This window comes from Serratia sp. HNCC26DJ206 (genome assembly GCF_057180605.1).
In genome coordinates, this window is the sequence record NZ_JBXUGP010000021.1 from 90,751 (window position 1) to 104,741 (window position 13,991).

Genomic DNA, 13,991 nt, shown 5'->3' on the forward strand with positions numbered 1-13,991 from the left:
GCCCGAGATACCCGGGCCTAGCGCACCGAGGGGCACTCCGGCGGCTTACGCCGCTACGACCCCTTCGGTACGCTCTCCCTAATAACAGGCTTTGTCAGTAGCCTGAGGCAGATGAAAATCCCCTGCCTTTAATAATGTTAAACGTGCATTGCGCTGCGTTAAGGCGTTACCGGTTTACCATCGATGGTCACGTTCCTGATAGCGCTGAAATGCCAAGGGGTATCACCGCGCAACTGACTGAAAACCACCCGGTCGAACTGGCTGTCTTCCAAATCGCTGATCGCAGTGGGCGGCACGTTATTAAAGCGCACGTTGTCAAAATGCACCTGCCGATGCCAGGCATTTTTCTCGCTGTTGCCCTTGATCTCAATGGCAGGGTGATCTTCCTGCGAGCCCTGCACCGTCACGTTCTGCACCAGGAAATTGTAAAACTGCGCCGGTTGCTTCGCCGCCGGATAATCAATCTTGGCGTTAGGATCCGAGTAATTCAAGGTCAGGATCACCGGCTGGCGCGCAATGTCCTTCATGGCATTATTACGGAACGTCACGTTGCGGGCCCCACCGCCGATATCCGTGGTGCTCTTGGCGCGCAGGCCGACCTGGGTGAGGTAGATGACATTATTTTCGGCCAGAATGTCCTCAATCCAGGCACCGGTGTGGCTGCCTGTTACAATAGCGCCATGCCCTCTACGCAGGTAGTTGTTGAATAACCAAGCCCCTTTCATCGGCGGTTGCTCACGCGCTTTTTCACCGGTTCCCGCCGCGAAGTTAATGCAGTCATCGCCGGTATCAAAAAAGTTATTCATCACCATCACGTTCTGGCTATTACCGAACTCAATCCCATCGCCGTTGTTAGCATCAAAGGTTTGATGGATCAGGTTATTGGCCGCCACATTGTGACTTTCCAGCAGCATAATGCCGTGGAATGCCGGGTTACGCGCCGTGAAATCCGCCAGATAAACATTCTCTACGCCACGCAGCGTCACCAGGCTTGAGCGGCGCTGCCCGTAGGCGATCTGTAGCGGCACACCTTCGGCCACCGCTTTGGCGACCTGATGTTTAGCCAGGATCCCATCTTCATGCACCTTGCTGTTTCTGCTGGAAATATATTGCGGTAGGCGGTTGCCCACTTCATCAACCAACTCAGCCGTTTTTTGACGTAGCCAGCCATTGCCATCGATGATGCCGGGCCCGACGATGCGGATATTGCGGAAGGTGCCGGGCTCCACATGTTCAGGATCGATAGCATTGATCAACGAGGCCGGACGCATTTCGGTGGAATAACCGTACAGCCGGTAGGCCGGTGGATAATCCGCCGGGTCCTCTGAGCCGAGCAGGGTCGATCCCGCTTGCAGGTTAAGCGTCATATCACTTTTCAGCCACAGCGCCCCGGTTTTGTAGATCCCCGCCGGAATATCAACCCGGCAGCCGGGCTGACAAGCGTCGATCGCCCGCTGAATCGCTTTGGTATTCAGCGTGGTGCCGTCGCCTTTGGCACCAAAATCGGTGATTTTGATCACGAAAGGTAGCGGCGTAGTTTTGGCCGTAATGCTTTCACTAGCGCCCGACTGCGAGCCGTCGGCATAGAGCGCTTTGACGGTAAACGAATATTGGCTGTCTGGTTTTAGGCCAGTGACTTTGAAATTCTGGATCACAATCCGCTGCGAGAAATTATCTTTGTCGTTAGCGTAGAAATGATTGATATAAGGCTTGGCGGGTGAAAATCGATCGCTGTTCTCACTGGCTTTGCCCAGCAGTTTGCCATCTTCATAAACCAGATAGTCGACGATATCACGGGTATCTTCCGGCGTTTTCCACACCAGCACCAGGCTGCTGTCGTCGGCCGCCAACGTTGGCACCTGAAGTTGCTGTGGTGCCGGTTTATTCAGAGCAGCAGAAGCCTGCGGAGTTATTGCCATCAAACTGGTCGCCATAAATAGAAGCGTTGCCTTAAAAGTCATCGTGGAAGGTGGATACGGTATTCTCATGGGGATCCCTTATCACTGGAGGAGTGGTCAATATCGCTACAGCGCATTGAATACTATCCTCTTTGCCACCTCTCTCCAAATAAAGAAACATTGTTTCATTAAATTAGTTTTGTTGTTTTATTATTTCATGATTTGAGTCAAAAACTACGTAGGGCAAGATCTAATAAACCTCGATAAAAAGATTTTTTGCTCCCCTAGCTTCCAGTAAAGATTGGCAATCCATCACCATGGCGGCTGAACCACAAACATAAAAATCCGTAGTAGCCGGGTCAAAATACAGGTTATTGAGCGCCTCGGTGACTCTACCTTTAAATGCGCCATCAGGAATAACCTCTACCCTACTGAGGCAGACTGTTTTAGCTGGCGGTAACGGGGAAAAATGGCCGGTAATATCATCAGCCAACGTCCGGCAGCCAAAAAACAGCTCGGCCATATTGATATTCCCTTCCCGTACAAGCTGGCTAAACATCGGTAAAAATGGCGCTAATCCCGTGCCGGTGGCAATAAACACTTTGCGGTTGGCGTTTTTCACCAAAGCATAATGGCCCAGCGGGAGTTCAATCTCGGTCTGCTGCCCAATGGCGGCATTCCTGACGAAAACAGAGCCATCGCCGCCGGTGCGGGTATCGATCACTAATTCAACCGTTCTCCCCTCAGCACGGGCAATTGAATAATCACGCCATTCGTAATCGGCGACGCGCAGGCGGCCAAATTGCCCCGGTTCAAAAGCGGCAAGCGGTGAGCCCAACTCAAAATGAAGATGCCAAATGGTGGCGGTAAGCGGCGTTTTATTGATTAATACGGCACGCTGCTTTTCCGCCGGCAACGGATAGGTAGGTAAAGGTGGAAGCTCTTCTTTCAGCGCCGCCTGAATCAAATTATACCCTCTGGCCCCCATGGCTTGTGATGCAGCACCGACACCGCCCATCAGCGCGCCAACGATCCCTAAGCATCCGGCGTCAGTGCCGGAAATATATAACCCCGGAATCGGCGTGGTGGCCCCTAAAAAATAGGCTCGATAGCGTTCTGGGGTGGCGGGCAATCCGTAGAAACCGCCCCGGGGATGCGAAGTATAGTGTTCCATCGTTAAAGGCGTAGACAGCTCAGAATAGCTCACCAACTGCGTTAAACCGGGCAACGATGTTTCTGCCAATCGCAATAATCCTTCGGCCACCCTGTTTTTCTGTTCCGCATAATCATTGCCACGCTGCCCTTTAGAAGAATCTTGCCAGGCAGAGAACGCATCAGGCTGCACAAAGGAGATGATTTCCGCCGTATGGAATCGATCATCACCCGCTTTGGCAGAAGGGAAAGAGACATAGATGTGCGCGGGCTGGCCTTTCATCACATTTTCGGAGTGCGAACTCAGATCGCTATAGTCGGTACGGGTATTAATCCAATAGTTTTCGCCCTGCACACCGAGAGTAGAAACCGGTGCCTTCAAGCGCAAATACAGTGTGACGGCAGATACGCCGCTGTCTTTTAGCCGTTCAATCAGTTCGCGAATCGCCGCCGTTTTACCACCGATTTCGCCATCCGTCGGCAATAAATGTTGAAACGTATTCTCTAAACCAATATTGGAGATAATTGTGGGCGCGCGATAAATAACTTCGCGTGGTTCGCCGCTTCTTCTATCGATCACCTTTACCCCAGCGGCCCGACCATTTTCGATCACGATCGCCACCGCTTGCTGGCTGACACGTATCGCCCCGCCGTGGTTTTCTATTCGTTTTTCAAACGTTCGCGCGATACGGCCAGCGCCGCCTTGCGGATACCAAGCGCCATTCAAGTAGTGCTTTACGATCTGCGCATGAATCGCAAAAGCACTCTTGGCTGGAGGCAAACCATAATCGCCCCACTGGCTGACTAACACGGCGCGTAACAGCGGGGAACGAAAGTTGTTCTCCATATATTGCTGGGTAGTCTGGAGCGATTTACGGCTGGTTAACCGCTGTAACACCCCTACGATAGGGGCGACTTTCTGTGGCACAAAGGCGCGGACAAACCCCATGGTGGCCCAAAGAGAGCAGAGGTTGATATCGCGGAAATAGCGGTTGATCGCCCTGGCTTCAGCGGGAAAATGGGCGATTAAACGCGCTTTATATACAGCGGGATCGGAAGGTACGTTGAACTGGAAATCTGGGTAGATAAAGCGGTCAAAATCGTCAGGGAGTTTATTCCATTTCAATTCGCCATAGGAAAGCCAATCAAATAGCTGCCGGGTTTTAGAGTCGGGCTCAACATTGCCGATATAGTGCAGGCCGACATCCCAGGATGCGCCATCACGACGAAAAACATGGGTCAGCCCACCGGGTTCTGAGTGTTTTTCTAACACCAGGACCTTTTTATCACCGACACCCGCCAACAGCCCGGCGCTGGTGAGCCCGCCAATCCCTGAACCAATGACGATGACATCCCACATAGTCAGAACCCTCTCCATGATGCTCAATGACGTATTGTTATATCACGCTCGGGGCTTGCGGTAGCCAAAGTAGGTAATCGCGGTGTGATTGTGATAAAACAGCGGGCGCAATACTAAGCTCAAATCACGGAAGACAATCATGCCAACGATCATCACTCACGCAGCGGTCCCGCTATGCCTCGGATTGGGGCTGGGGCAAAAAATCATCCCGCCGCGCCTGCTATTCGCTGGCGTTGTCTTGGCCATGTTGCCCGATGCCGACGTGCTGGCATTTAAATTTGGCGTCGCTTATGGCAACGCGTTTGGCCATCGCGGCTTTACGCATTCGCTATTTTTTGCTGCGCTAATGCCCACATTGGCTTTGCTGCTGTGCCGATGGTTTAAAGCACCGCCGCTGAAAAGCGGGTTCTTCCTGTTTGTTTCACTGCTGTCGCACAGCCTGCTGGATTCGATCACCACCGGCGGTAAAGGCGTTGGTTGGCTGTGGCCGTGGAGCGATGAACGCTTCTTCGCGCCCTGGCAGGTGATTCGGGTGGCTCCATTCAATCTGGCGAAATACCTGACGCCGTCAGGCCATGCGGTGATGGTTTCGGAATTGCAGTGGGTGTGGTTGCCAGGGCTTATCCTGATGACCGTGCTGATTGCCTGGCGCAAGATGCGATGATGGTGCCGGTAAACCCGCCGTTAGCGGGTTTACCGGTGTTTTTGAGGGGGTTAAGACTGACTGACCGCTTTCACCTTGCCAGCCAGGAACTCCCGCTCGTAGGCCAGTGATTTCTCATGATCGAACTGGTTTTCCCACTTGGCGATCACCAACACCGCCAGAGCGTTGCCCACCACGTTCAATGCGGTACGCGCCATATCCAAGATACGATCCACACCGGCGATAAACGCCAAACCTTCCAACGGGATCCCCACGCTGCCTAGCGTCGCCAGCAGCACCACAAAGGACACGCCAGGAACGCCAGCGATCCCTTTTGAGGTCACCATCAGCGTCAGCACCAGAATGATCTCCTGCCCCAGCGACAGCTCAATGCCGTACAGCTGCGCAATGAAAATGGCGGCGATACTCTGATACAAGGTGGAACCATCCAGGTTGAAAGAGTAACCGGTGGGTACCACAAAGCTGGTGATCGACTTCGGCGCGCCATAAGCCTCCATCTTTTCAATAATGCGTGGCAGCACGGTCTCTGAACTGGCGGTCGAGTAAGCCAGAATCAGTTCCTCTTTCAGGATGCGGATCAACGTCCAGATACGCAGGTTACATATCCGCGCCACAATGCCCAGAACCACCAGGGCAAAGAAGGCAATGGCGAAATAAACCAGCACCACCAGCTTGGCCAGCGGCAGCAGCGAAGCAAAACCAAAGTTCGCTACCGTCACTGAAATCAAGCCAAACACCCCGATCGGCGCATAACGCATGATCATGTGCGTCACTTTGAACATGCTTTCAGAAACCGCCTTGAACACCTTCAGTAGCGGCTCTTTGGTCTCTTTCGGCAGTGAGGAAAGGCCCAAGCCAAACAGCACCGAGAAGAAGATGATCGGTAACATGTCGCCTTTAGCAATGGATGCAAAGACGTTTGAAGGGATCAGCGACAGGATAGTGGCCACCAGGCTGTGTGAGCCGCTCTGTACCTGTTCCGTGGTTCTTTCATATTTGGAGATATCCACCGCGGTCAGCGCCGACATGTCGATACCGTGCCCGGGTTGAAAAACATTAGCCAATGTCACCCCAAGCACAATGGCAATGGTGGTAATCACTTCAAAATAGATAATGGTTTTCAATCCAATACGGCCTAACTTTTTGGTGTCGCCAACACCAGCAATCCCCACAATCAGCGTGGAAATAACAATAGGCACCACAATCATCTTAATTAGACGAATAAAGATATCACCGGCCGGACTCAGTATATTATTGACCAGCCACTCCCGTGACTCGGTCTGATTATGTAATACGGCACCTAATATAATCCCTAATACCAACGCAATCAGAATTTGCCAAGCCAGGCTAATTTTTACACTCTTCATACCGAAAATCCCTCACAGACTCCTCTCCAAAGTATTTAACAAACAATAGCTTCAGATGGAATACTTAATCATTTAATACGGGCTTATGCTAATTAAAACCATACGCTCGCTTGCCCCTCATGCAGCGCAATATAAATCTGTACCATCTGGAGCCCCTGTTCTGCAAGCCTTGTTTTATCTGGCTTATAGACTTTTCAGAATGAAAAATAAGCAAGATAAAAATGAATGGCAACATAATTGCTTGTTCTTAAAAACATAATATTAGTGCTAAAAGATCACATGCACACTGAATCGAACAATTTTCAAACAAAATGAAAATGCGTTATTTTTCATCCTTCTTGCATAATTAGTCCAAATGAAATGTTTATATTTTGTTAATTAATAGTTTACAAAATGAAACAAAGTTGCTAGCTTAAGCACCATAATGAGAGCGGGTTTTATACGGAGAAGAAAGGTCTTATAACGCTTTTACTGGCTAATAATTATATTCCCAAGAGTAGAGAATAAAGATCGTTTGGTAGTTAAGAATCGCAAAAGTTATTCATAGCCCGAATTAAAAATAGTTTAAATAGAAATATATTCCATACTTATAGCACTCCATCCCCTTCAACCAAAAAAGTCCGTTTCTTAATGCTAACTCTTTTTGGTTATTTAAAAAGTTTTTTAAGGAAAACCCCTGCATTAAGGGTTTTTCACCGTCAACCAAGCAGATCCATCACGCAATTACAGCAGTAACTATTACAAATCAATATCTTCGTTGCGTGATCCGCCGCGCAAAAAAGGAACAAAGAATTAGAGCAAACTATACATAACCATCAGTTGACATATTATTAACAATTCTAAGGAGAAAAACCATGAGCCAACTGCCTAAACACGCCATTCCGTCTGCAATTGCAGAACGAGCCCTGATTAACCCGGAGCAATATCAACAGTATTATCAACAGTCTGTGCAAGACCCGGAAGCATTCTGGGGGGAGCACGGCAAGATCGTGGATTGGATCAAGCCCTATACCAAAGTGAAGAACACCTCATTCGATCCCGGCCATATCAGTATCCGCTGGTTCGAAGACGGTACGCTGAACCTGTCAGCGAATTGCCTGGATCGTCATTTGGCCAATCGCGGCGATCAAACCGCCATTATCTGGGAAGGTGATGATCCAACCCAATCGAAAAAGGTCACCTATAAACAGTTACATCATGATGTCTGCCAGTTCGCCAACGTGCTGAAAAAGCTTGGGGTGAAAAAAGGCGATGTCGTCGCTATTTATATGCCGATGGTGCCGGAAGCCGCCGTCGCGATGCTGGCCTGTGCTCGTATTGGTGCCATACATACCGTGATCTTTGGCGGTTTCTCACCGGAAGCCGTGGCCGGCCGTATTATCGACTGTAACGCTAAACTGGTGATCACCGCCGATGAAGGGCTGCGCGCCGGCCGTTCCGTGCCGCTGAAAAAGAACGTGGACGATGCGCTGCAAAACCCTGGAGTGAAAAGCATCAGCAATGTGGTGGTCTTCCAGCGTACCGGCAAACCGGGCTACTGGCAGGAAGGGCGCGACCTGTGGTGGCATGAATTGATCGCAGGCGTTGCCGCCGACTGCCCGCCGGAAGAGATGAACGCTGAAGATCCTTTGTTTATCCTTTATACCTCCGGTTCTACCGGCAAGCCAAAGGGCGTCGTGCACACAACCGGTGGCTATCTGGTTTACGCCGCGTTGACGTTCAAATATGTCTTCGATTATCACGATGGCGATATCTACTGGTGTACCGCCGACGTAGGCTGGGTTACCGGCCACAGTTATCTGCTGTATGGCCCGCTGGCCTGTGGCGCAATCACGCTGATGTTTGAAGGCGTGCCAAACTATCCCGGTGTGAACCGCCTGTCACAGGTGGTTGATAAACATCAGGTCAATATTCTGTACACCGCCCCCACCGCAATCCGTGCGTTGATGGCTGAAGGTGACAAGGCCATCGAAGGCACCAAGCGCGATTCGCTGCGCATCATGGGGTCGGTCGGTGAGCCCATCAACCCGGAAGCCTGGGACTGGTATTACAACAAGATTGGTAACGGTAAATGCCCGATCGTCGATACCTGGTGGCAGACCGAAACCGGCGGTTTCATGATCACCCCGTTGCCAGGTGCCACCGAACTGAAAGCCGGTTCCGCCACGCGCCCGTTCTTTGGCGTTCAGCCTGCGCTGGTGGACAACATGGGTACACCACAGGAAGGGGCCAGCGAGGGTAATCTGGTGATCACCGACTCCTGGCCAGGCCAGGCACGCACCCTGTTCGGTGACCACGATCGCTTCGAGCAGACTTACTTCTCTACCTTCAAAGGCATGTATTTCAGCGGCGACGGCGCCCGCCGTGACGAAGATGGCTATTACTGGATCACCGGCCGCGTTGATGACGTGCTGAACGTCTCCGGCCACCGTCTGGGTACCGCAGAGATCGAATCTGCGCTGGTTGCTCACCCGAAAATTGCCGAGGCCGCGGTGGTGGGTATTCCACATCACATCAAAGGCCAGGCGATTTATGCCTATATCACGCTGAATCACGGTGAAGAACCCACGCCGGAGCTCTATACCGAGGTACGTAACTGGGTACGCAAAGAGATCGGGCCGCTCGCCACGCCAGATGTTCTCCATTGGACCGATTCATTACCGAAAACGCGCTCCGGCAAGATCATGCGGCGTATTCTGCGCAAAATTGCTGCCGGTGATATCAGCAACCTGGGGGATACCTCAACGCTGGCAGATCCAGCTGTAGTCGACAAGCTGTTGGAAGAAAAACAATCAATTAAAGTTCCATCCTAATTTGCGCCGCCCCGGCCGTTCACCTGCAATCACGGGGTGAACGGCTTGTATACCCGACTGATTTCAAGGTGCCGTAAGGCCGTGCTTGGAAAATGAGAGGTATATACCCTAAATAATTCGAGTTGCAGGAAGGCGGCAAGCTCGTGAGGCCCCAGGAGCTTAGATAAACTATGTGACTGGGGTGAACGAGTGCAGCCAACACACCTGCAACCTGAAGTATGACGGGTATAGCGCGACGTACTCGATCAATACCAACTGGAGAGACTCAGATGAATGACAACATTTATCAAAGGATTGAGGAAAACCCGCGCTTCAAGGAATTGGTACGAAAACGCAGCCGTTTCGCCTGGCTCCTTTCGCTGATCACACTCACATTGTACGTTGGCTTTATTCTTCTGATCGCCTTCAATCCGCATTGGTTGGGTACGCCGATCGCCGCAGGATCGACCATTACCCGTGGGATCCCGATCGGTGTGGGGCTGATCGTGATCTCTTTTGTTTTGACCGGGATTTATGTTTACCGCGCTAACGGTGAATTCGATCGTCTTAACGCCGAAGTCCTGCGCGAGGTGCAGCAATGAAGCGCCTGATATCCGCTCTCACCCTGCTGGCATTACCGGGCCTGAGCCATGCTGATGCGATTGGGGGTGAGGTACAACGCCAGCCGCTGAACATCCAGGCCATTGTCATGTTCGTCCTGTTTGTGGGCGCTACTCTCTATATCACTTACTGGGCTTCTAAACGCACCCGCTCCCGTGGAGATTACTACACGGCAGGTGGCCGCATTACCGGGCTGCAAAACGGGTTGGCGATTGCCGGTGACTTTATGTCTGCCGCGTCGTTCCTCGGTATCTCAGCGTTGGTGTATACCTCCGGCTATGACGGGCTGATTTATTCCATCGGCTTCCTGATTGGTTGGCCAATCATTCTGTTCCTGATTGCCGAACGCTTGCGCAACCTCGGGCGTTATACTTTCGCCGACGTTGCCTCTTACCGGCTTAAACAAAAACCCATCCGTACCCTTTCCGCCTGTGGCTCACTGGTGGTGGTGGCGCTGTATCTGATCGCTCAGATGGTCGGCGCAGGCAAACTGATCCAGCTGTTATTTGGCCTCAACTACCATATCGCCGTAATACTGGTCGGTATATTGATGGTGTTATACGTGCTGTTTGGCGGCATGCTGGCTACCACTTGGGTACAAATCATCAAGGCCGTGCTGCTGTTGGCAGGCGCCAGCTTTATGGCTCTGATGGTTATGAAGTCGGTAAACTTTAACTTCAATACCCTGTTTAGCGAAGCCGTGAAGGTCCATCCGAAAGGGATTGCCATCATGAGCCCTGGCGGACTGGTTTCCGATCCAATATCGGCGCTCTCTCTCGGCCTGGCACTGATGTTCGGTACCGCGGGTTTGCCGCATATTCTGATGCGTTTCTTCACCGTTAACGATGCTAAAGAAGCGCGTAAAAGCGTGTTGTATGCCACCGGTTTTATCGGTTACTTCTATATCCTGACCTTTATTATCGGCTTTGGCGCGATCCTGCTAGTCAGCGCTAACCCAGCGTTCAAGGATGCCAGTGGAGCCTTGTTGGGCGGCAACAATATGGCTGCGGTGCACTTGGCTAACGCCGTGGGCGGTAACTTCTTCCTCGGCTTTATCTCTGCCGTCGCGTTCGCCACCATTCTGGCGGTAGTTGCCGGATTGACTCTGGCAGGCGCTTCTGCGGTTTCTCACGATCTGTACTCTTGCGTTATTAAAGACGGTAAAGCGACTGAACGTAATGAACTTAAAGTCTCCAAGATCACCGTCTTGGTCTTGGGGATCGTCGCCATCGCTCTGGGTATTCTGTTTGAAAAGCAGAATATCGCCTTTATGGTTGGCTTGGCATTTTCCATCGCCGCCAGCTGTAACTTCCCGATCATTATTCTTTCCATGTACTGGTCACGCCTGACAACCCGTGGGGCGATGATCGGGGGTTGGCTCGGCCTGTTGACCGCAGTGATCCTGATGATCCTCGGCCCAACCATCTGGGTACAGATCCTTGGTCATGCCAAACCTATCTATCCGTATGAGTATCCAGCGCTGTTCTCAATGGCAGTTGCCTTTATTGGCACCTGGTTCTTCTCGGTTACCGACAGTTCCCTTACTGGGCAGCAAGAGCGTGAGCGCTTCCGCTTCCAGTTTGTGCGTTCGCAAACCGGGCTGGGTATATCTCAGAGTTCAAAGCATTGATATTACTGATTACCAAAGGCTCCTTCGGGAGCCTTTCTTATCAAAAGGGAAAACCACTGTAGGATCGCCAAGAAAAGGTGATATCTTTTTCTTTGTGAAATTATTCACGCATAAAATATGCGTCACGATTTAAAAACCTCCTAGATCCGCTAAAAAACCTCGTTACTCTTCAGAAAAAATGACCAAAGGCTGAAAAGCAATTGTCCAAAGGTTGAACTCTATCTCATATATCAACAGCTATTTATTTTATAGTCCGAAAAAATAGATCGTTAGCATAGTCAGTGTTTCTACATATTTTTTCGTTGGGAAGTATCCAAACTATTTCGTTGTTTCTTTTAGGGAAAAAAATCTGATGGTGGGCTAATGACCTGCTTCTGGCCGTTTTGTCACTAAAATGGAGATAGATCAATGCAAATAGGAAAGATCGGTACTGCAATGTCTTTGGCGAGTTTTATGGCTCTGGGTCTTAGTGGGTGTAATGATAGCGATACGGTAAATACTGGCAATGCCAAACAGGCAGACTTAGGTTATCGGGACGTAAAACTGTTGGAAATCGGTGGTCTGAAGTTCAAAGATCTCAACAAGAACAATAAGCTCGACCCTTATGAAGATTGGCGTTTGGATGCCACAACCCGTGCCAACAATCTGGCATCACTGATGACCACCGCCGAGAAAGCCGGGTTAATGATGCATGGAACGTTGCCACTCTCTTCAGAGCGTGTCGACGTTGAAACGGTTAAGAAAGATATTATCGATAATGCCGTAAATACGTTCATCACGCGTATGGCTGGCAATCCTAACTACATTTCCCATGATAATAACCAGGTACAGCAAGTCGCCGAGGGAACTCGTCTCGGCATTCCTATTATCATCAGTACTGACCCTAGAAATCATTTTACCAACGATCCGAATGCAACCAGCATTGTCGCGGGCAGTTTTTCCCAATGGCCTGAAACGCTGGGGTTCGCCGCGATCGATGACGTAGAGCTAATGAAAAAATTCGGTGATATCGCTCGGAAAGAGTATCGGGCAGTAGGGATCCAGATGGCTTTGTCTCCTCAAGCCGATCTGGCGACCGAACCGCGGTGGGGAAGAATCAACGGAACATTCGGTGAAGATAACCAGATCTCGAAGAGAATGACTCAGGCCTATATTGAGGGTTTCCAAAACGGTAACACCGGTCTGAATAAAGACAGTGTCATTACCGTAGTAAAACACTTCGCTGGCGGTGGGCCACAGTTGAAAGGTTTGGATCCTCACAACGACTACGGTAAAGAGCAGGTCTACCCAGGGGACGACTTTGAGTATCACCTGGTGCCTTTTGAAGGGGCATTTGCCGCGAAAGTGGCCTCGGTTATGCCTTATTACGGCCAACCGGTCGATCTTTGGTATAAAGATGCGCTCATTGAGTCCGTTGGGTTCGGTTTTAACAAACAGGTTCTGACAGACATTCTCCGCGGGCGTTACGCTTTTGACGGCGTGATCCTGAGTGATTGGGGAATTTTGTCAGACTGTGAAGGCACATGTATTACCGGTATGAGTGATGCAGACGTCGCCACAGGTATTTCACCTTTCGCTATCGTTCCCTTCGGTATGCCTTGGGGCGTTGAAACCCTAACGCGTCAGGAGCGAGTCGTTAAAGCCGTGGATGCCGGTATCGATCAGTTTGGCGGGACCAGCGATCCCAGCGACTTAATCGCAGCTGTGGAGGAGCAGCAAATCACCACCACGCGTCTTGATGAGTCCGTCGTCAGGATACTGAAACAAAAATTCGCCCTTGGTCTGTTCGAAAATCCCTATGTTGATGAAACTGCTGCCGCAACGCTTGTCGGTAACAATGATTTCCAACAGCAGGCCACTGACGCGCAGCGCCGCTCACACGTCTTGTTGAAAAACGACAGTAGCCTGTTACCCATGTCACTTACGGGTAAAAAGGTCTTCCTGTATAACGTGAATGCCGAAGTGGCGGCCAGCTATGGGCTAACCGTTGTTAGCACACCAGAAGCGGCCGATATTGCGGTGATACGCGTGAATACACCTTACCAGACAGATCCACACTATCCGTTTGGCTCCGTGCATTTTGGGCAACTGGGGTTTGACGATCAGGCAAGCGTGGTATTAGATGAGAAACCGGGTATCTACAGCGGCAGTGCTGATTACCAGATCATCAAACAGGTGAAGCTTCAGGGGATCCCGACTGTCACTTCAATTTATCTCGATCGTCCGGCAATACTCACCAATATCGTCGATAAAACGGATGTTTTATTGGCCAACTTCGGCAGCTCTGATGCAACACTCTTCGATATTATCAGTGGCAAGGCAAAACCTGAGGGCAAATTACCGTTTGAACTGCCTTCAAATTGGGATGCTGTTTTGCAACAAAAAGAAGATGTGCCACACGACTCTGTAAATCCGCTCTACCCGATTCATGCAGGGATGAGTCTGTAATCCCCAATGTGAATTCTAAAACGCAAAAAGGCCATCCTTGCGGATGGCCTTCTGCTTTG

At 50.8% G+C, this 13,991-nt stretch carries 8 protein-coding genes; 5 read left to right on the forward strand and 3 right to left on the reverse strand.

The features are described from left to right. Positions 1-158 precede the first annotated feature (158 nt). Together AC2A1E_RS15395 and AC2A1E_RS15400 are read right to left on the reverse strand one after the other, a co-directional pair. Positions 159-1,934 (reverse strand): glycosyl hydrolase family 28 protein, encoded by a 1,776-nt coding sequence (locus tag AC2A1E_RS15395; RefSeq protein ID WP_484384468.1) that lies wholly within the window; start codon positions 1,932-1,934, stop codon positions 159-161. Positions 1,935-2,148: 214 nt separating this feature from the next. Continuing rightward, a complete protein-coding gene (locus tag AC2A1E_RS15400) occupies positions 2,149-4,410 on the reverse strand; it encodes an FAD-dependent oxidoreductase (RefSeq protein ID WP_484384469.1) in 2,262 nt (753 codons plus the stop codon). A gap of 139 nt (positions 4,411-4,549) precedes the next feature. On the opposite strand from AC2A1E_RS15400, the gene AC2A1E_RS15405 reads away from it, so the two are divergent. Beyond that, a complete protein-coding gene (locus tag AC2A1E_RS15405) occupies positions 4,550-5,074 on the forward strand; it encodes a metal-dependent hydrolase (protein WP_484384470.1) in 525 nt (174 codons plus the stop codon). Positions 5,075-5,124: 50 nt separating this feature from the next. Here the strand turns inward: AC2A1E_RS15405 and gltP are convergent, their stop codons facing one another. Beyond that, complete coding sequence (gltP, locus tag AC2A1E_RS15410) at positions 5,125-6,441, reverse strand: glutamate/aspartate:proton symporter GltP (protein ID WP_484384471.1); 1,317 nt, start codon at positions 6,439-6,441, stop codon at positions 5,125-5,127. An 854-nt stretch (positions 6,442-7,295) separates the two neighbouring features. Between gltP and acs the strand changes: the two genes are divergently transcribed. From acs to AC2A1E_RS15430, 4 genes are all read left to right on the forward strand, one after another. Continuing rightward, the gene (gene acs, locus AC2A1E_RS15415) at positions 7,296-9,254 is read left to right on the forward strand and encodes an acetate--CoA ligase (protein WP_484384472.1); all 1,959 of its coding nucleotides are present in this window, start codon (positions 7,296-7,298) and stop codon (positions 9,252-9,254) included. Positions 9,255-9,523: 269 nt separating this feature from the next. Next, complete coding sequence (locus AC2A1E_RS15420) at positions 9,524-9,835, forward strand: DUF485 domain-containing protein (RefSeq protein ID WP_473188966.1); 312 nt, start codon at positions 9,524-9,526, stop codon at positions 9,833-9,835. Beyond that, positions 9,832-11,484: a cation/acetate symporter ActP gene (gene actP, locus AC2A1E_RS15425; protein WP_473188967.1), complete on the forward strand. Its 1,653-nt coding sequence runs from the start codon at positions 9,832-9,834 to the stop codon at positions 11,482-11,484. The genes AC2A1E_RS15420 and actP overlap by 4 nt, the downstream gene beginning before the upstream one ends. A gap of 408 nt (positions 11,485-11,892) precedes the next feature. After that, positions 11,893-13,932, forward strand: a complete 2,040-nt coding sequence (locus AC2A1E_RS15430; RefSeq protein ID WP_484384473.1) for a glycoside hydrolase family 3 protein — start codon at positions 11,893-11,895, stop codon at positions 13,930-13,932. The last annotated feature ends 59 nt before the right edge of the window (positions 13,933-13,991 follow it).

Bases quoted from the DNA above. Each gene is read 5' to 3' on its own strand.
- AC2A1E_RS15395 (WP_484384468.1), bottom strand. From the start codon at position 1,934: ATGGCGACCAGTTTGATGGCAATAACTCCGCAGGCTTCTGCTGCTCTG.
- AC2A1E_RS15400 (WP_484384469.1), bottom strand. From the start codon at position 4,410: ATGTGGGATGTCATCGTCATTGGTTCAGGGATTGGCGGGCTCACCAGC.
- AC2A1E_RS15405 (WP_484384470.1), top strand. From the start codon at position 4,550: ATGCCAACGATCATCACTCACGCAGCGGTCCCGCTATGCCTCGGATTG.
- gltP (WP_484384471.1), bottom strand. From the start codon at position 6,441: ATGAAGAGTGTAAAAATTAGCCTGGCTTGGCAAATTCTGATTGCGTTG.
- acs (WP_484384472.1), top strand. From the start codon at position 7,296: ATGAGCCAACTGCCTAAACACGCCATTCCGTCTGCAATTGCAGAACGA.
- AC2A1E_RS15420 (WP_473188966.1), top strand. From the start codon at position 9,524: ATGAATGACAACATTTATCAAAGGATTGAGGAAAACCCGCGCTTCAAG.
- actP (WP_473188967.1), top strand. From the start codon at position 9,832: ATGAAGCGCCTGATATCCGCTCTCACCCTGCTGGCATTACCGGGCCTG.
- AC2A1E_RS15430 (WP_484384473.1), top strand. From the start codon at position 11,893: ATGCAAATAGGAAAGATCGGTACTGCAATGTCTTTGGCGAGTTTTATG.